The organism is Sphingomonas vulcanisoli (assembly GCF_011761305.1).
GTDB classification, from domain to species: Bacteria; Pseudomonadota; Alphaproteobacteria; order Sphingomonadales; family Sphingomonadaceae; genus Sphingomonas_I; species Sphingomonas_I vulcanisoli.
Map to the genome: position 1 here is coordinate 68368 of NZ_JAAOZC010000007.1, position 17294 is coordinate 85661.

A 17294-nucleotide genomic window follows, 5' to 3' on the forward strand; every position below is an offset into this window, starting at 1 on the left:
GTAAAAGCAGGTGGACCGCCTCATCTACAGCTCGCTTGCGGCGATGCGTGGCGCGATGGCGCGCCAGACCGCGATCGCCAGCAATCTCGCCAACGCGAACACCACGGGGTTTCGCGGCGAGCTTACCAACGCGCAGGCGCTGTGGATGTCGAACGGCAAGGCCACCGACGCGCGCGCCACCGTGACCGGAGAGGTGGCGGGGACGGACATGAGCGCCGGACCCGTCACCGCCACCGGCCGCGATCTGGATGTCGCGATCAACGGCGATGCCATGCTTGCGGTGCAGGGCAAGGACGGCGGCGAGGAATATACGCGGCGCGGCGACCTGACCCAGAATGAGAGCGGGCTGCTTACGACGGGAGACGGCCAGATCGTGCTCGGCTCCAGCGGCCCAATAACGCTGCCGCCGGCGGACAAGGTCTCGATCGCGGCGGATGGCACCATCTCGATCGTGCCGCAGGGCGGCGATCCCAAGAACCCGCAACAGGTCGACAAGCTCAAGCTGGTCAGCCCCAAAGGCTCCGACGTTAAGAAGGGGATCGATGGTCTATTCCAGGTCGCGGGCGGCGGCACGCTGCCCGAGGATCCCGATGCTACGGTTATCGCAGGCAGCCTCGAAGGATCGAACGTCAGCACCTCGTCCGCGCTGGTCAATATGATCGACGCCAGCCGCGCCTGGGATGGCCAGGTGAAAATGCTCACCACCGCACAGGAGATGGATCGCTCCGCAACCGATCTCATGAAGATTTCCGATTGAGGAAGATTAGATGACCAACGCCGCCCTCCACGTCGCCCGCACCGGGCTCGATGCGCAGAACGAGCGCATGCGCGTAATCGCCAACAATCTCGCCAACGTGAACACCACGGGCTTCAAGAAGGATCGCGCGCAATTCGAGACGCTCGACTATCAGTCGATCACCGATCCCGGCGCCGCCTCTTCGGACCAGAATAAATATGCGACCGGGCTGAATCTGGGCTCGGGCGTCAAGATCATGAGCACCTCGCGGCTCGACACGCAGGGATCGCTACAGACGACGGGCAATGCGCTCGATCTCGCGATTCAGGGCGCAGGCTTCTTTCAGGTTCAGAAGCCGGACGGCACCACCGCCTACACCCGCGACGGCGCCTTCCAACTGACCGCTGAGGGCAAGATCGTCACGTCGGACGGCATGCCCCTTCAGCCCGAAATCACCGTCCCGACCGGCGCCACCAACATCACGATCGCGGCGGACGGCACCGTCTCCGCAACGCTGCAGGGCCAGACAGCCGCGACCAATGTCGGCAAGATCCAGACGGTGAGCTTCGTCAACCCGACCGGGCTGCAGGCAGGGGGAAACAACCTTCTGACCGAAACCGCCTCCTCGGGCAGTCCTCAGGTCGGCGATGCCGGCACCGATGGGCGCGGCACGATCGCGCAGGGCAGCCTCGAATCCTCCAACGTCGATATCACGCAGGAGCTCGTCGACATGATCGAGACCCAGCGCGCCTACGAAGTGAACTCAAAGCTGATCAAGGCCACCGACGAGATGATGCAATATGCCAACCAGCAGCTCTGAGGCCTTGTCGGCGCGGATCGCGATCATCCTCGGCCTTGCCGCCGGCGCCGCGATTCTCGCGCTACCCGCGCCCGCGCACGCCCGTCTTTTCGGCAAGAAGACGCAGGAAGCGCGCATCGAATATGCGCCAACGCCCGCGCCCGAAATGCCGGCCGAAGCGCCGGCCGACGGCGCGATCTATCATGCCTCCTACGGCTATGCGCCGCTCACCAGCGGCACGCGCGCCGCGCATGTCGGCGATATCGTGACGATTACGCTCGTCGAGAAGACCCAGGCCTTGAAGAGCAACAGCCAGACGATGGACCGTTCGGGATCGGTAAGCGTCACGCCGCCGCCGACCGGGCCGATCGCCACCGTGCTCAACAAGGTCAACCTCAACATGGGGACCGGCCAGAAGTTCGGCGGCAAGGGCGATGCCGCGCAATCCAACCAGCTGACCGGCAACATCAGCGTCACCGTTGCGGCGGTCTATCCGAACGGCACGATGCTGGTACGGGGGCAGAAGCAGCTGACACTCAATCGCGGTGACGAGCAGATCCAGATCTCCGGCCTGATCCGGCAGAGCGATATCGACTTTGACAACACGGTTCAGTCGACCCGCGTTGCCGATGCCCGGATCAACTATACCGGCAAGGGCGAGGTGGCGCGCGCCAGCACGCAAGGCTTCCTCAGCCGCTTCTTCACCCGCATCAACCCGTTCTGAGGATGAGTATGCTTCCGCTTCGCGCTTCCACCCGTATCGCCGGATCGCCCATGTGGCGCTGGTTCTCGCTGTTCGCCATCGTGCCGCTGATCGCGGCGCTGATGAGCGGCGCACCGGTGCGGGCCGAGCGGATCAAGGATCTCGGCAATTTCCAGGGCCTGCGCGCCAACCAGCTGACCGGATACGGCATCGTCGTCGGCTTGGCCGGCACGGGCGACGACAGCCTGGAATATACCACGCAAGGCATGAAGGGCGTCGCCTCGCGCTTCGGCCTGTCGCTGCCGCCGGGCCTCAACCCCGCGCTCAAGAATGCCGCTGCGGTTATGATCACCGCCGAACTGCCGCCTTTCGCCAAACCCGGCGAGCGGCTGGACATCACCGTCGCCGCGCTCGGCAAGGCCAAGTCCCTTCGGGGCGGCACACTGCTGATGACCGGCCTACAGGGCGCGGACGGCCAGATTTACGCGATGGCACAGGGCAATCTCGCGGTCGGCGGGCTGGGCGTCAGCGCCGCCGATGGATCGAACATCACGATCAACGTGCCCACCGCCGGCCGCATCCCCGGCGGGGCGACGGTGGAGAAAAGCGTCGATGCCGGCTTCGCAACGACGCCAGAGTTGCATTTCAATCTCGCTGAGGCCGACCTCACGACCGTCGGCCGTCTTGCCGATGCGATCAATTCCAGGCTGGGCGCAGGCCGGGCGCGCGCGATCGATGCGGTCACCGTCGCGATTACCGCGCCGCAAGGCGCGGAACTCCGGACCGCCCTGATGGGTGAGATCGAGGATCTCAACGTCCAGCCCGCCGATGCGCCCGCGCGTGTCATCGTGAATGCCCGCACCGGTACGGTCGTGATCAACGGCGCGGTCCGCATCGCGCCAGCCGCGGTCACCCATGGCAAGCTTACCGTGAAGGTCTCGAACGATCTCAAGGTCTCGCAGCCCGAGCCCTTCAGCCAGGGCCAGACCAAGGTCGTCCCCAAGAGCACGATCGCGGTGGATGAGGAGCGCAATCCGATGTTCCGCTTCGGCGGCGGTGCCAGCTTGGCCGATATCGTCAAGGCGGTGAACGCCATCGGCGCCTCACCGGCCGATCTCGTCGCCATCCTCGAAGCGCTCAAGCAGGCGGGCGCGATGAAGGCGGAACTGATCGTCCTGTGACCGATGCGATCGCCTCGACCACGGCCGTCAAGCCTGCGACGCCTGCCGCCAATCCTGAGCAGGAGAAGCTCAAGAAGGCGGCCAAGGCGTTCGAGGCGATTTTCGTGCGCCAAATGATCGGATCTATGCGGACCGCGAGCTTGGGCGACGGGATCATGGATTCCGACAGCTCGCAGCAGTTCCGCGATATGAGCGACGCCAAGATGGCCGATCAGATCGCCGAGAAGGGTGGCCTCCACATCGCCGATATGCTGATCAAACAATATGGCGCGCGGGTCTCGGGCACGGCGACCGCGGATAAAGGCGGCGTCAAATGAGCGATCTGCTGTCGATCGGCCGCTCGGGCGTCATGGCCTATCAGGGCGCTCTCGCCGCGGTCGGCCAGAATGTCACTAACGCGGATACCGATGGCTATTCGCGCCGTTCGGTCGTGCTTACCGAACAGACCACGGCGGCGGGGCCGTATACGCTCAGCCGATCGGGCAGCGCCTTCGGCGGCGTGCAGGCAAGCCAGGTGCAGCGCGTCTGGGATCAATATCAGGCGCAGAGCGCCTGGTCCGCCAATTCGGACGCGAGCCGGGCGAGCACGCGCTTGCAATATCTTACGTCGGTCGAGACCACGCTGGGAGACGGCACCAATGGCGTCGCCGCCAAGCTGACCGCCGTCTTCACCAACGCCACCCAGCTCGCCGCAAATCCCAGCGACACCGCGGCGCGGCAGACGATGCTGTCCGCGATCAACGATGCCGCTACCGCGATCGGGCAGACCGACGCCGATCTCGCCAAGATCACGAACACCGTTTCCTCTCAGGCACAGAGCTTGGTCGATCAGACCAACACCGCGCTCGGCACGCTCGCCAAGGTGAACACCGCGCTCAAGACCGCACCGCTGGGATCGGCATCGCGCGCCGATCTCGAGGATCAGCGCGATTCGCTGATCGGCTCGATCTCTTCCAACATCGGCATCGATGTAACGATCGATGCCAACACCGGCGCAGCATCGTTGAAGCTCAGCGATTATTCAGGACCCCAACTGCTCTCCAGCAACAGCATTACGCCGGCCGTGCTGAGTATCGCGCCTTCCAATACCGGGCAGCTGGCGATGACGCTGACCGTCGGCACCGCGACATCGGCCGCCACGCCCACCGGGGGGGCGCTTTCCGGGCTGGTCGATGTATCGAACACGATCGCGGGCCGCCGCCAGTCGGTCGATGCGATCGCCAGCCAGTTCGTTACCCAGCTCAACAGCTGGAACCGGCAGGGCAAGACACTGACGGGTGCTGCCGGCGGCGATCTTCTCGATCCCGCCGGCCTGACTGCGGCGACGATCAAGCTGACTGCCACAGATCCCGGCGCGATCGCTGCCGGATCCACGTCGGCGACGGATAACGGCAATTTGCTGACGCTTTCCACTCTGCGTGGCACCGCGGGAGTGGAAGCGAAATGGCAGTCGATGGCCAATGCGCAGGCGCTCCTCGTCTCTTCGGCCACCACCGAATCCACCGCCGCGGCGAGCAGCAAGGACAGCGCCTACAGTATGCTCGACGAGACCACCGGCGTCGATCTCGATACCGAGGCGGCCAATCTGTTGCGCTATCAACAGGCCTATTCGGCATCGGCGAAGATCATCTCGACCGCGCGCGACACGCTCAACTCCATCCTCGCATTGTTCAATTAAGGACCAGGCCATGATCGGCTCGACCCGCTACGTCTCCCAAGCCGAAATCAACCGGCAGTCGCGTATCTCCAGCGACATCACCAAGCTGCAGGCGAGCGTCTCGAGCGGCAAGAGGCTGTCCGCCGCCTCCGACGATCCCGTCGCCGCGGCGCGCATCGCCAGCATCAACCAGACCCAGGCCAACAACACGGTTTATGAGGCCAATATCAACACGGGTGCCTCGATCGCCAGTGCCGCCGATACGCAACTCGCCTCGATTCAAAATGCGCTGACGCGCGCCAAAGAGCTTGTGCTGAACGGTCGCACCGACAGCAGTTCAGGCAATGACCGCAATGCGCTGGCGACCGAGCTCGCGGGCATCGCGGGGGACATCACCACCGCCTCGCAGGCGAACGATCCTAACGGCAATCCTTTGTTCCCGACGGGAACACCCAGCGCGATTCCGATTTCGGACAGTCTGCAGGTTACGGCCACCCCTTCCTATAGCAGCGTCTTTCAGGGCGTTTCGACAGCGGCAGGCAGCAAGACGATCGGCGATATCCTCAGCGCCGCGCAGACCGCGCTCACGAACGGCGACAATACCGGCCTTTCGACGAGCCTCGACGAACTCGATGCGGCCATCGCCCACGTCAGCACCGCGCAGACCGATCAAGGCCTTCGCGAGGCGCGCTTCACCTCGGTCAAATCGCAGCTTCAGGACAATGATACCGATCTCGCCACCGAGCGGACGGGTCTGGAAGACACCGATCTGACCTATGCGCTCAGCGAGATCGAATCCAAACAGACTTCGCTCCAGGCCGCGCAGACGGTGTTCGCGCAATCGATGAAGAACAACCTCTTCAGCCTTCTCGCCTGACGCGGGCGTTTTTACGGTTAACAACCGCTTCACCATAAAGTCCGCCGCGCCGCGCCGTTAATCATATTGGGAAAGGCGACCTGTATCGGCTTTCCGTGATTTGCGGGCGGGGAGAGCCGAAAACCATGTTTGCTGCCATCGGTCTCGTTGTTCTCCTGGGCATGGTGTTCGGCGGTTTCGCCTTCACGGGCGGCGCGCTCGGCCCTGTCCTGGAATCGATTCCGCATGAGATGATCATCATCGGCGGTGCTGCCATCGGCGCGATCGTCGCGGGCAATTCGATGAAGGAGCTGAAGCAGTTCGGCGGTGGCATCATGAAGGTGTTCAAGGGCCCGAAATACAGCAAGAAGGATTATCTGGAGACGATCTTCTTGGTCTCCAGCCTGATGAAGATGCTGCGGATCGAAGGGCCGGTCGCGCTCGAACCGCATATCGAGGATCCCAAATCCTCGGCGATCTTCGCGCAATATCCGAAGCTGCTGAAGGACAGCACGCTCGTCCACATGATCACCGATACGCTACGGCTGGTCGTGATCTCATCGGGCACGCTCGACCCCCATGCCGTTGAAGACGTGATGGATAATGCGCTCAAGACGCATCACCATGACGACATCCGCCCGGCGGACATGCTGCAGAACCTCGCCGATGCGCTGCCCGCGCTCGGCATCGTCGCCGCCGTGCTGGGTGTGGTGAAGACCATGGGATCGATCGACAAGCCGCCGTCGATCCTTGGCGCCATGATCGGCTCGGCTCTGGTCGGCACCTTCATGGGCGTGTTGCTTGCTTATGGCATTGTCGGGCCGTTTGCCAACCGCTGCAAGCAGGTCGTAGAAGCCGACGCCGCCATCTATGGCGTGGTCAAGCAGATCATCATCGCCTCGCTGCACGGCCATCCGCTGCCCCTGGTGATCGAAGCCGCGCGCTCCGGTATCACGCATTCGAACCAGCCGGCCTTTGCCGATGTGTTCGATGGCATGCGCGGGCGCTAAAAAATGGCTGCCCCCAACAAGCGCGGCAAGAACGAGCCGGAGCCGCGGCCGATCATCGTCAAGAAGATCTATCAGGAAGCGCACGCCGGGCATCACGGCGGTGCCTGGAAGGTCGCTTATGCGGACTTCGTGACCGCGATGATGGCCTTCTTCCTGCTGCTCTGGATCCTCGGCGCCACCACCGAGAAGCAGCGCAAGGGCATTGCCGATTATTTCACGCCGACCTTGGTCGAGATGCGCGAGAAGAGCGCGGGTTCAAATGGCGTGTTCGGCGGCGATTCCTTGATGGCCAAGGACAATTATCCCCATTCGGGCGGCGTCGGCAGCAAGAGCATGACCATTCCGCGCGATGCAATCGGCGGCCCCAGCGAAAGCTCAATCACCAATCGCGCCAAGGATCAGCAGCGGTTTGGCTTCCTCAAACGTCAGCTCGTCAATAAGCTGAGTCAGGACAAGGCCATGAAGAAGTTCATGTCCAACATCCGGTTCACGGATACGCCCGAGGGGCTACGCATCGATCTGATCGACAAGGCCGATTTCGCGATGTTCGGGATGGGGACGGACAAGCTGGTGCCTGAGGCTTACGAGCTGATGGGCAAGGTGGCGCAGGTCATCCAGGGCGCGCCCAACGGCGTGATCGTCCGCGGCCATACGGATGCGCTGCCCTATGCGGCGGGCCGATCGGTCAACAATTGGACACTTTCCAGCGCCCGGGCCGAGGCGACGCGCAAGGCACTGGCCGATCAGGGCGTGCCCGCCGATCGCTTCGCGCGGATCGAAGGCGTCGCCGATCGCGAGCCGTTCATTGCCGCCGATCGCTACGATCCGCGCAACCGGCGCATGTCGATCACGCTCACCTGGTCCGCCGATCAGGCCGCTTCTGCACCGCCCGGGCTTACCGATAAGAGCCAGAGCGCGCATCTGCTGGGATCTTTCGGTCCCGCCGCCCAAAGCGGGCTTTGAGGCCTCCAAGCAGAAGCATCTGGAAAGCGTATTTCGCTATCCTATCTTGGCTGTGACGAGGCCGCCGACTCCCCACGTGCCTCGCCGCGGCCGATAGGATCGGCCGATCGAAGGGCCCGCCTTTTCCCCCAAAAGGCGGGCCCGTTTCGTTTCGGCTTCGTAGTGCCGTGCAATAAATGCGAAATAGGCGCGCGATTTGGGAACTGGATAGCGGCCGGCATGGAGGTCAGCATGTCGAACGAAGCCCTTCCCCACAGCTGCCTGAGCGGCCGTCACCGCCCTCGGCGCGTGCCGATCGGCCTGACGGGGGGAACCCTGCGCACCACCTGCCGCGATTGCGGCTGCGCAATGGTGCGGACGCTGGCGACGCGGCGCTGGTTCTATTCGGGCCCGCTGACCTAGCGTTTAGTGTCCGAGCAAAGCTGCCGCACGGGCGCGCGTTTCGATCTCGGCGGGGTCGGGCTCGCCCGGGGGGACCAGCCAGCTGCCGCCCACGCAGACAACCGCGGGCTCGGCCAGCCACAGCGGGGCGCTCTCGGCGGTGATGCCGCCGGTCGGGCAGAATTTGCATTGATAGAAAGGCGCCGCCAGCGCCTTGAGCGCACGCAAGCCGCCCGAAGTTTCGGCCGGGAAGAATTTGAAGCGATCGAGCCCCAGCTCCAGTCCGCGCATGATGTCGCCGGCATCGGAGACGCCCGGCAGGAAAGGCAGGTTCCGTTCGATCGCCGCCGGGCCGAACGTATCCGTGAGCCCGGGGCTGACGATGAAGCGTGCGCCGGCCTCGATCGCCTGATCCAGCTGGCGCTCGCTCACCACCGTGCCCGCGCCGACCACGGCGCCCTCCACCCTGGTCATTTCCTGGATCACTTCGATCGCGGCCGGCGTGCGCAGCGTCACTTCCAGCGCGCGAATCCCGCCCTTCACCAGCGCCTCGGCGATCGGGCGTGCGTGCGCGACATCGTGGATCACCAGCACCGGGATCACCGGAGCAAGCGTCATCAGGTCATCAACGGTCTTCATATCGCATAATCTCGTGTCATCGTCGCGAGCATTGCCGATCCGCCGGCTTCCGCATCGCTCGCGCCATCGCGCATGAAGGCAAACAGTTCGCGTCCCGTGCCGATCGCGGGGGGAGGCGTCGGCGCATCCTGGCGTTCGGCCAGTTCATCGGCATCGACCAGCAATTCGATATCGCCACGGTTGGCGCACAGCCGGATCAGATCGCCGTCGCGGATGCGCGCGATCATGCCGCCGGCCAGCGCCTCGGGCGAAAGGTGGATGGCCGCAGGCACCTTTCCGCTCGCGCCCGACATGCGCCCATCGGTGAGGAGCGCCACCTTGAAGCCTTTGTCCTGCAGCACGCCGAGCGCGGGGGTGAGCTTGTGCAGTTCCGGCATGCCATTGGCGCGCGGGCCCTGAAAACGGACGACGACGATCACGTCACGGTTCAGTTCACCAGCTTTGTAGGCGCGCAACACATCGTCCTGATCGTCGAACACCGCAGCCGGCGCCTCGATCGTCCACCGTTCGCGCGCCACCGCGCTGGTCTTGAACGTCGCGCGGCCGAGGTTGCCGGTCACCAGCCGCATGCCGCCATCGGGCAGGAAGGGATTGGACACGGGGCGGAGCATATTAGGATCGCGACTCCGTTCGACCGGGTTCCAGATAAGCTTATCGCCATCGCTCAGCTGCGGCTCCTCGGCATAAATGCTTAGGTCTCCGTCCCAGATCGTCAGCACGTCACGGTGGAGGAGCCCGCCGTCGAGCAGTGCGGATATCACGTACGCCATGCCGCCCGCCGCATGGAATTGATTCACGTCGCCGGGGCCGGAGGGGTAGACCTTGGCGATCATCGGCACCGCCGCCGATAGCCGATCGAGATCCTCCCAATCGAAGATGATCCCTGCTGCGCGTGCGATCGCGGGAATGTGGATCGCATGATTGGTCGATCCTCCGGTAGCGAGCAGCCCGACCGCAGCGTTGACGATCGCTTTCTCATCGATGCAGCGGCCCAGCGGGCGATAGTCGTTGCCCGCCCAGCCGATTTCGGCAAGCCGGTGAACAGCGGCACGGGTGAGCTCCTGGCGCAGCTTGGTGCCCGGATTGACGAAGGCGGCGCCGGGCACGTGCAGGCCCATCACCTCCATCATCATCTGATTGCTGTTTGCGGTGCCGTAGAAGGTGCAGGTGCCCGCCGAATGATAGCTGGCGCTTTCGCCCTCCAGCAGATCCTCTTCGCTTGCCTCGCTCCGCGCATATGCCTCGCGGATGCGGACCTTCTCCTTGTTGGGCAGGCCTGAGGGCATCGGGCCGCCGGGGATCAGGATCGTCGGCAGATGGCCGAAGCGCAGAGCGCCGATCAACAGGCCGGGGACGATCTTGTCACAGATGCCGAGCAGTGCCGCGCCTTCGAACATGCCATGGCTGAGCGCCACCGCCGTCGAAAGCGCGATCGTATCGCGGCTGAACAGGCTGAGCTCCATGCCCGCCTGGCCCTGCGTCACGCCGTCGCACATCGCCGGCACGCCCCCCGCCACCTGCGCGGTGGCGCCGACTTCGCGAGCGAAGACCTTCATCTGCTCGGGGTAGCGGCCATAGGGCTGATGCGCCGAGAGCATGTCGTTATACGCGGTGACGATGCCGATGTTCATCGCATGGCCGCGCTTGATGGCATGCTTGTCCTCGCCTGCAGCGGCGAAGCCGTGCGCGAGGTTGCCGCAGGCGAGGCGGGGGCGGTGGACGCCGTGATCGCGCTGCTGATCGATCAGATCGAGGTAGCGCGCTCGGGTCGCCGCCGATCGCGCGATTACCCGATCGGTGACCGCGGAAACGGCGGCGTCGAGGCTCATTCGGCGCTCCAGTGGATATCCACCGCGAGATCGCTTTCGGCGAGCACGCGGCCGATCGGATATTTGGAGGAAGCGCCTTCTTCGATCGCCGCCTCCAGCACTTCCTTCTTTTTCTCGCCCGTGATCGCGATCAGCAGCGACCGGGACTGACGGATCGCCGCGGCGGTCAGCGTGACGCGGGCAACGGGCGCGTCTTTGGGCAGCGGATCGGGCATCACGCCGATCGCGCGGCGCGCCTTGGGCGCATCGAGCGCGCCTTGAAGGTCAGGGCCGGGCAGGATCGATGCGGTGTGCCCGTCTTCGCCCATGCCGAGCAGGATCAAATCGGGCGGCCAGCTCACGTCTTGCAGCCGGGCGTCGGCCGCGGCGCCCGCCGCCTTGTAATCGGGGTTGTCGGTCCCGAGCGGCATAACCCGCGCGCCCTTGGGCAGGAAAATCTTTGCGAGCATCGCGACGTTGGACATCGGACTGTCGATCTTCACCAGCCGATCGTCGGCGGGGAAAATGGTGACGTGCTTCCAATCGAGCTTCTGCTTGGCGAGCTTCTCATAGGCCGCGACCGGCGTCTTGCCGCCGGACAAGGCAACCACCGCCGAGCCGCGCGCATCGAGCGCGCTTTCGATGATGAAACCGATATCGCCCGCGAGCGCGTCGACGAATTCGTCGCGCTCCTCATAATCCCACCATTCGGCTTCAATCATACCAGCTCACTCCATCGCGCTCGGTAAGGGCTATCGCTGCAGCGGGGCCCCAGGTTCCCGCGCCATAATTTTTCGGCCGCATCCCGGCTTCGTTCCAGCCCGCGCGGATCGCGTCGATCCATTGCCACTGCGCCTCCACCTCATCACGGCGGACGAACAGGGTGCTTTCGCCTTCGATCAGATCGATCAGCAGCCGCTCATAGGCGATGCGGCGGCGGACGTCGGCGAAGGCGTTTGCGTCACGGATGTCCATATCGACCTCGCGCAGGCGGATCCCCTGGCGATCGAGGCCCGGCTGCTTGGCCATGATGGCGAGGCGGATATTCTCCTCGGGCTGGATGCCGAGCACGAGCCGGTTCTGCTTGAGGCTGGCACCACGCCCGTTGAACATCGAATGCGGCACCGCTCTGAACTGGATGACGATCTCGGACTGTCGGGCGGGCAGGCGTTTGCCGGTGCGCAGATAGAAAGGCACGCCTTTCCACCGCCAGTTATCGACATGCGCCTTCAGCGCGACGAAGGTCTCGGTATCCGATGGCTTGCCGAGCTCGTCGATATAGCCCGGCACCGGCTGGCCGGCGATCGCGCCCGCCGCATATTGGCCGATCACGCTCTCCTTGGCCGCATCGAGCGGGCGCAGCGAGCGCAGCACCTTCACCTTTTCGTCGCGGACGGCATCGGCGGAGAATTGGGCGGGAGCCTCCATCGCCACCAGAGCGAGGAGCTGCAGCATATGGTTCTGCACCATGTCGCGGAGCGAACCCATGCCGTCGAAATAGCCGGTCCGTCCCTCCAGGCCGACCGTTTCCGAAACCGTGATCTGAACATGGTCGATGCCCTGCGCGTTCCACAACGGTTCGAACATCAGATTGCCGAAGCGGAGCGCGAGCAGATTCTGCACCGTCTCCTTGCCGAGGTAATGATCGATGCGGAAGGTGCGCTGTTCGGGAAAGACGCGCGCGACGGCATCGTTGATCTCGCGGCTGGAGGCGAGATCCTGGCCCAGCGGCTTTTCCAGCGCGAGGCGCGTTTTGGGGCCCGCGAGACCGGCTTGCTCGAGGCCCGCGATCGTCGAGCCGAACAGGCTGGGCGCGGTCGAAAGAAAGATCGCGATGCCGCCCTCGATGCGGTCCTCGAGAGCCTTGCCGAGCGCTGCGAAGCTCGACGGATCGGAAGCGTCGGCGGCGACGTAGCTCAGCCGCGTGATGAAGCTCTCAAGCACGGCCGCATCCAGCTTGCGTTCGGCGACGAGCGGCGCAATCGCCTTGCGGGCCTCATCCCTCAGGCCGTCGTCGCCGATATCGTGCCGCGCGGTGCCGACGATCATCAGCCCTTCGGGCAACAAACCATCCGCATGCAGCCCGAACAGGCTGGGCAGCAGCATCCGCCGCGAAAGATCGCCGGTAACGCCAAACAGCAGCAGGGTTTGTGCGGCGCTCATCCGCTTACTTTCGGGCCGCCAGCAGCGCGTCCAGGCCGCTCGATCCCTTGCCGGTCTTTTCGAGGTGCGGGTAGCGCAGGCCGCCGTTCCATTGCAGATTGACCGTCCGATAGACATCGCCCTGCTTGACCAGCAGCGCAATCGGCTGGGTGCCGCCCTTGGCGTTGCTGATCGCGGACTTGAAATCGTCGTTCGAATATTCCGCGCCGTTGATCGCGACGATGGTCGCCCCGACGGCAATGCCGGCGTTGAAGGCCGGGCTATCCCACTGCACCGAACTGACGCTGCCGTTCTTGCCGATCACCAGGCCGCCCGAATAGATGAGGTTGAGGTTGTGCGCGTGGCTCTCGCGGCTCTTCCAGAAGGAGCCCGGCTTATCGGTATAGACAAGCTTGTAGCCACCCTTTTCGATCCAGCCGAGCGGCGCCTTGGGCGCGACGGCATAGACGCGCTCCTTGAGGAAGGTCGCCCAGTCATAGGGCTGGATCGCATTCAGCGTCGCGGCGATGTCATCGACGGTATAGGTCAGTTCGCCCCAGTCGCGATCCTTCACGCCGAAGAAGGCATGCGCGAAATCATCCATCGATTTCCTGCCACCCGATTTCTCGCGCAGGATCGCATCGGCTTCCAGCCAGACGAGCTGACCCTCGCGGTAATAATCCTCTACCCGCTGCCAGCTCGGCCAAGGTTCGGGATGGCGGTTGGACATGATCTCTTCGTTGGTGGTGTCGACCAGGGCGCGCCAGTTGCGGCCGGGCTGCGTATCGTAATTGGCGGCGTCGATCGCCAGGCCGTCCAGCGCCTCCTGCTTGCTGCGCAGGCCCGCGCGCGCAGTCAGGATATTGCCCCAGAACTGGGTCTGCCCCTCATAGACCCAGAGCAGGCTGTTCTGCATCGGGGTCCGGTAATCGGGAGTCCAGAGATCGGCGGGTCGGCGGAATTTGCCATTCCAGCTATGGGTATATTCATGCGCGAGCAGATCGCGCTCGGCGACATGCGCGTCCCAATCACTGTAATAATCGTTGGGCGCCTGATCTTCGGACGAGCGGTGATGCTCCAGTCCGAAGCCATCGATCTTGTCCGATATCGCGAATAGGAAATCGTAATGGCTGTAGTGCTGCGCGCCGTAGAGCCTGGTCGCCTGCGCCACGAGTGCCTTGTGCTGCGCCAGCAGCTCGGGCTTGATGTCGATCTGGTCGGGCCGTTCGCCGAAGACATTCAGCGTGACGTCGGGCGAGAGCTCATAGGCCTTGTAGAAGCGGCCCGCGAACGTCGGTGAGTCCGCCAGCGTATCGAGCGCGACCGTGCCGTAATGCACCGTGCCGCCCGCCGCCGTCGCCGCCCCTGCCGGGCGGAGCGCGCCCGCCGAGGTCCAGCCGGCCGGGAAGGTGGCGCTCGGATCGATCATGATTTGCCGGGCATAATAACCGGCCGGATAGAGGACGTTCGAGATCCATTCGAGCGCGACGATGTTGGGCGTCATCACCACCGGGCCCTGCTTGGCGTCGGTCGCCGAGAGGAACTGGAACTTGACATCGATCTGGGTAACGCCCGCCGGCACATCGAGATGGAAGGCGCGCACATCGACCGTGTCGCGCGTCCACGGGATCGTCTGGCCGTTAGCGGTGACGGTCAGGCCAGCGATCTTGTCGATCTCGCCTTGCGGCGCATGCGCGCCCGGAAGCCAGGCCGGATGGAGCAGCACGAGATGCCCCGGCTGGACGGGGATCGTCTCGCTGATCTGGAAGATGTGGCGGGCGGTATCCGTCGCATCGACCGCGAGCTTGATCGTGCCGGGGTAGGGCACATCTTTTGCGGGCGGGATGGTCTGCGTGATCGGCAGCGCCTGCGGCTTGCTGGCGCCGGTGGGCGAAGGGCCGGCCTGGGCAAGAGCAGCGGTGGCGAGGAGCGGGAGCGCGATGCGCGCGGCGAGCTTAATCATGGCACCGGCCTTAATCGCGCGCGGTCCGCTGTCCAGCCTTTAGCTGCCGCCGCCGCCCAAAGTGTTGATCGTAAAGGCCAGCACGCCGAGGTTGAAGATGAACGCCGCCAGACAATGTGCGGTAACGACCTTGCGCACCCGGCCGCTGGTGATGTCCATGTCGGAGACCTGGAAGGTCATCCCCAGGCAGAAGGCGAAATAAATGAAGTCCCAATAATCGGGCTCGGGCGTCTTGGGGAATTCGATGCCGCCGCTGTCGCCCTCACCGTCGCCATCAAGTGTGTAGAAGATATGCGCATAATGCAGCGCGTAGATCGTGTTGCTGAACACCCAGCAGAGCGCCAGCGTGCCGACGATCATGGCGACGATCGGCGGCTTGAGCCCGCCCTTCTGGCTAAGCTCGGCTGCCACCGCGACCAGCACGGTCATTGATACCACCAAGGTGATCAGGAGCAGGAAGGCGCGGTTGGCATCGTTGCGCCGCGCCGCCTCGCGCATCTGATCCGCCTCGCTGCAGAGCAGGGGATAGACGCTGACCAGGAAGATGATCGCGGCGCAATCGAACGCCGCCATCGTGCCCTCGCGCCAGCCGAGCGGCCCGATCGCGACGGCGGCGCCGACGATCGCCACCACCATGAAGACGATGAAGCGCGGCGGCGCGATCTTGCGCCCGATCTGGAAGCCCTTATCGCTTGCCGTGGTCATCGAAACCATTCCCGTTTGTGCTGAGCTTGTCGAAGCACAGCTTTTCTTGCTTGGCGACTGAACAGAATTACGGCCCTTCGACAAGCTCAGGGCGAACGGAATGGAGCCTTATTAATTGCCCAGCGCTTCGGCGATCAGGCGGCGGCTGTTTTCGATGCCGTAGAGCGCAATGAAGCTGCCCATGCGCGGGCCTTGCTCTGAGCCGAGCAAGGTCTCGTAAAGCGCCTTAAACCAATCGCGCAAAGCCTCCTTGGCGTAATGCGCCTTGCCGACCTCATAGACCTCGTTCTGGATCGCGTCGGCCTGCGTATCGGCGGGCAGCGCCGCCAGCCGCGCGTCGAGATCGCGCAGCGCCGCTGCCTCGGCCGCGCTTGGAGCGCGGCGCTGAAGCGTCGGCGCAACATAGTCGCGATAATAGGCGATGGCGTGGCGAACGAGGGGCGCAAGCTCGGGATGTGCCTCGGCGGTCACGCCTTCGCGATAGCGGCCGAGATAGGCCCAGACCGCGGCTTCATCAGCCTCGCTGCCGAGCACGCCGACGAGGTTGAGCAACAGGCTGAAGCTCACCGGCGGCAGCTGCTCCGGCACCGCGCCCAGCGGAATGTGATGGACGGGATTGCTCAGCCGCTGGTCCACCGTCTGCGCGGGATATTGCCCGGCCGATTGCCAATAATCGTCGATCGCGCGCGGGATGACGCCGATGTGGAGCTGCTTGGCGCGTTTGGGCTCGCGGTAGATGAAGTAAGCGAGGCTCTCGGGCGGGCCATAGGTCAGCCATTGCTCTAGGCTCAGGCCATTCCCCTTCGACTTGCTGATCTTCTCGCCATGCTCGTCCAGGAACATCTCGTAATTGAAGCCCTCGGGCGGCTTCGCGCCCAGCACGCGCGCGATCTTCGAGGATTGGATCACCGAATCGATCAGATCCTTGCCCGCCATCTCATAATCGACGCCGAGCGCGACCCAGCGCATCGCCCAATCGACCTTCCACTGCAGCTTGGCATGACCGCCGAGCGCCAACTGCGTGATCGGCTCGCCGTTCGAAGCGGTGAAGCGGATCGTGCCGGCGTCCGCATCCACCACCTGCACCGGCACCTGCAGCACGACGCCGCTGAACGGATCGATCGGCAGCACCGGCGAATAAGTCGCGCGCCGCTCCTCGCGCAATGTCGGCAGCATGACGCCCATGATCGCATCATAGTGGCGGAGTACGCCTCGCAGCGCATCGTCGAACGCGCCGGACGTATATCGCTCGGTCGAGGACATGAATTCGTAATCGAAGCCGAAGCGATCAAGGAAATCGCGCAGCATCGCATTGTTGTGCGCGGCGAAGCTATCGTGGGTGCCGAAGGGATCGGGGATCTGGGTCAGCGGCTTGCCGAGATGGGCGCGCAGCATATCCGGGTTGGGGACATTGTCCGGCACCTTGCGCAACCCGTCCATGTCGTCCGAAAAAGCGATCAGGCGGGTCGGTATGTCGGACAGCGTTTCGAAGGCGCGGCGCACCATCGTCGTGCGCAGCACCTCATTGAAGGTGCCGATGTGCGGCAAGCCCGAGGGGCCGTAACCCGTCTCGAACAGCACATAGCCTTTATCCGGCACACCGCCCTTGGTACGGGCGAGCAGCTTGCGCGCCTCCTCATAGGGCCACGCCTTGGAGGCGAGCGCAGGATCGCGAAGCTCGTTTGCCATCTGTTCCGTCATGTCTTAGGTTGGGCGTGCCTTTATGGGAGGGGGACTGTGGTGTCCACTTC

Annotated in this window: 17 protein-coding genes; 10 read left to right on the forward strand and 7 right to left on the reverse strand. The window is 64.3% G+C overall.

All coding sequences use genetic code 11. From position 1 onward, the window contains the following. The first annotated feature begins 10 nt into the window (after positions 1-10). The 10 genes from flgF (at position 11) to FHS31_RS12975 (ending at position 8307) form a co-directional block, all read left to right on the forward strand. Positions 11-757 (forward strand): flagellar basal-body rod protein FlgF, encoded by a 747-nt coding sequence (gene flgF / locus FHS31_RS12930; protein WP_167074177.1) that lies wholly within the window; start codon positions 11-13, stop codon positions 755-757. A gap of 10 nt (positions 758-767) precedes the next feature. Then, the gene (gene flgG / locus FHS31_RS12935) at positions 768-1556 is read left to right on the forward strand and encodes a flagellar basal-body rod protein FlgG (RefSeq protein ID WP_167074179.1); all 789 of its coding nucleotides are present in this window, start codon (positions 768-770) and stop codon (positions 1554-1556) included. Further along, a complete protein-coding gene (locus FHS31_RS12940; protein WP_167074181.1) occupies positions 1537-2259 on the forward strand; it encodes a flagellar basal body L-ring protein FlgH in 723 nt (240 codons plus the stop codon). The genes flgG and FHS31_RS12940 overlap by 20 nt, the downstream gene beginning before the upstream one ends. Before the next feature lie 101 nt (positions 2260-2360). Beyond that, entirely contained in the window at positions 2361-3419 is a 1059-nt protein-coding gene (locus FHS31_RS12945) for a flagellar basal body P-ring protein FlgI (protein ID WP_243843463.1), read from the forward strand. Next, positions 3416-3736 carry a rod-binding protein gene (locus FHS31_RS12950; protein WP_341786357.1) on the forward strand — a complete coding sequence of 107 codons (321 nt, stop codon included), beginning with the start codon at positions 3416-3418 and terminating at the stop codon, positions 3734-3736. Before FHS31_RS12945 ends, FHS31_RS12950 begins: the two co-directional genes overlap by 4 nt. After that, positions 3733-5097, forward strand: a complete 1365-nt coding sequence (flgK, locus tag FHS31_RS12955) for a flagellar hook-associated protein FlgK (protein WP_167074184.1) — start codon at positions 3733-3735, stop codon at positions 5095-5097. The genes FHS31_RS12950 and flgK overlap by 4 nt, the downstream gene beginning before the upstream one ends. A 10-nt stretch (positions 5098-5107) precedes the next feature. Then, entirely contained in the window at positions 5108-5953 is an 846-nt protein-coding gene (locus FHS31_RS12960) for a flagellin N-terminal helical domain-containing protein (protein ID WP_167074187.1), read from the forward strand. 125 nt (positions 5954-6078) lie between these two features. After that, positions 6079-6942, forward strand: coding sequence for a flagellar motor stator protein MotA (motA, locus tag FHS31_RS12965; RefSeq protein WP_167074189.1), 864 nt, complete (start codon positions 6079-6081; stop codon positions 6940-6942). Positions 6943-6945: 3 nt separating this feature from the next. After that, positions 6946-7905, forward strand: a complete 960-nt coding sequence (locus FHS31_RS12970) for a flagellar motor protein MotB (protein WP_167074191.1) — start codon at positions 6946-6948, stop codon at positions 7903-7905. 231 nt (positions 7906-8136) lie between these two features. Next, complete coding sequence (locus FHS31_RS12975) at positions 8137-8307, forward strand: hypothetical protein (protein ID WP_167074193.1); 171 nt, start codon at positions 8137-8139, stop codon at positions 8305-8307. Positions 8308-8310: 3 nt separating this feature from the next. Here the strand turns inward: FHS31_RS12975 and eda are convergent, their stop codons facing one another. The 7 genes from eda to FHS31_RS13010 form a co-directional block, all read right to left on the reverse strand. Next, the gene (eda, locus tag FHS31_RS12980; protein WP_167074195.1) at positions 8311-8925 is read right to left on the reverse strand and encodes a bifunctional 4-hydroxy-2-oxoglutarate aldolase/2-dehydro-3-deoxy-phosphogluconate aldolase; all 615 of its coding nucleotides are present in this window, start codon (positions 8923-8925) and stop codon (positions 8311-8313) included. After that, a complete protein-coding gene (edd, locus tag FHS31_RS12985) occupies positions 8922-10754 on the reverse strand; it encodes a phosphogluconate dehydratase (RefSeq protein ID WP_167074197.1) in 1833 nt (610 codons plus the stop codon). The genes eda and edd overlap by 4 nt, the downstream gene beginning before the upstream one ends. Then, positions 10751-11455: a 6-phosphogluconolactonase gene (pgl, locus tag FHS31_RS12990; RefSeq protein ID WP_167074199.1), complete on the reverse strand. Its 705-nt coding sequence runs from the start codon at positions 11453-11455 to the stop codon at positions 10751-10753. Before pgl ends, edd begins: the two co-directional genes overlap by 4 nt. After that, a complete protein-coding gene (zwf, locus tag FHS31_RS12995) occupies positions 11448-12896 on the reverse strand; it encodes a glucose-6-phosphate dehydrogenase (RefSeq protein ID WP_167074201.1) in 1449 nt (482 codons plus the stop codon). Before zwf ends, pgl begins: the two co-directional genes overlap by 8 nt. 4 nt (positions 12897-12900) lie before the next feature. Next, on the reverse strand, positions 12901-14838 hold the full coding sequence (locus FHS31_RS13000) for a M61 family metallopeptidase (protein WP_167074203.1): 1938 nt from the start codon (positions 14836-14838) through the stop codon (positions 12901-12903). A 39-nt stretch (positions 14839-14877) separates the two neighbouring features. Then, entirely contained in the window at positions 14878-15543 is a 666-nt protein-coding gene (locus FHS31_RS13005; RefSeq protein WP_167074205.1) for a DUF1345 domain-containing protein, read from the reverse strand. 111 nt (positions 15544-15654) lie between these two features. Further along, positions 15655-17232, reverse strand: a complete 1578-nt coding sequence (locus tag FHS31_RS13010; RefSeq protein WP_425057235.1) for a lysine--tRNA ligase — start codon at positions 17230-17232, stop codon at positions 15655-15657. Positions 17233-17294: the final 62 nt, after the last annotated feature.

Bases quoted from the DNA above. Each gene is read 5' to 3' on its own strand.
- FHS31_RS12945 (WP_243843463.1), top strand. From the start codon at position 2,361: ATGAGCGGCGCACCGGTGCGGGCCGAGCGGATCAAGGATCTCGGCAAT.
- zwf (WP_167074201.1), bottom strand. From the start codon at position 12,896: ATGAGCGCCGCACAAACCCTGCTGCTGTTTGGCGTTACCGGCGATCTT.
- pgl (WP_167074199.1), bottom strand. From the start codon at position 11,455: ATGATTGAAGCCGAATGGTGGGATTATGAGGAGCGCGACGAATTCGTC.
- FHS31_RS12940 (WP_167074181.1), top strand. From the start codon at position 1,537: ATGCCAACCAGCAGCTCTGAGGCCTTGTCGGCGCGGATCGCGATCATC.
- flgG (WP_167074179.1), top strand. From the start codon at position 768: ATGACCAACGCCGCCCTCCACGTCGCCCGCACCGGGCTCGATGCGCAG.
- flgK (WP_167074184.1), top strand. From the start codon at position 3,733: ATGAGCGATCTGCTGTCGATCGGCCGCTCGGGCGTCATGGCCTATCAG.
- eda (WP_167074195.1), bottom strand. From the start codon at position 8,925: ATGAAGACCGTTGATGACCTGATGACGCTTGCTCCGGTGATCCCGGTG.
- FHS31_RS12975 (WP_167074193.1), top strand. From the start codon at position 8,137: ATGTCGAACGAAGCCCTTCCCCACAGCTGCCTGAGCGGCCGTCACCGC.
- FHS31_RS13000 (WP_167074203.1), bottom strand. From the start codon at position 14,838: ATGATTAAGCTCGCCGCGCGCATCGCGCTCCCGCTCCTCGCCACCGCT.
- FHS31_RS13010 (WP_425057235.1), bottom strand. From the start codon at position 17,232: ATGGCAAACGAGCTTCGCGATCCTGCGCTCGCCTCCAAGGCGTGGCCC.
- FHS31_RS13005 (WP_167074205.1), bottom strand. From the start codon at position 15,543: ATGACCACGGCAAGCGATAAGGGCTTCCAGATCGGGCGCAAGATCGCG.
- FHS31_RS12970 (WP_167074191.1), top strand. From the start codon at position 6,946: ATGGCTGCCCCCAACAAGCGCGGCAAGAACGAGCCGGAGCCGCGGCCG.
- FHS31_RS12960 (WP_167074187.1), top strand. From the start codon at position 5,108: ATGATCGGCTCGACCCGCTACGTCTCCCAAGCCGAAATCAACCGGCAG.
- edd (WP_167074197.1), bottom strand. From the start codon at position 10,754: ATGAGCCTCGACGCCGCCGTTTCCGCGGTCACCGATCGGGTAATCGCG.
- motA (WP_167074189.1), top strand. From the start codon at position 6,079: ATGTTTGCTGCCATCGGTCTCGTTGTTCTCCTGGGCATGGTGTTCGGC.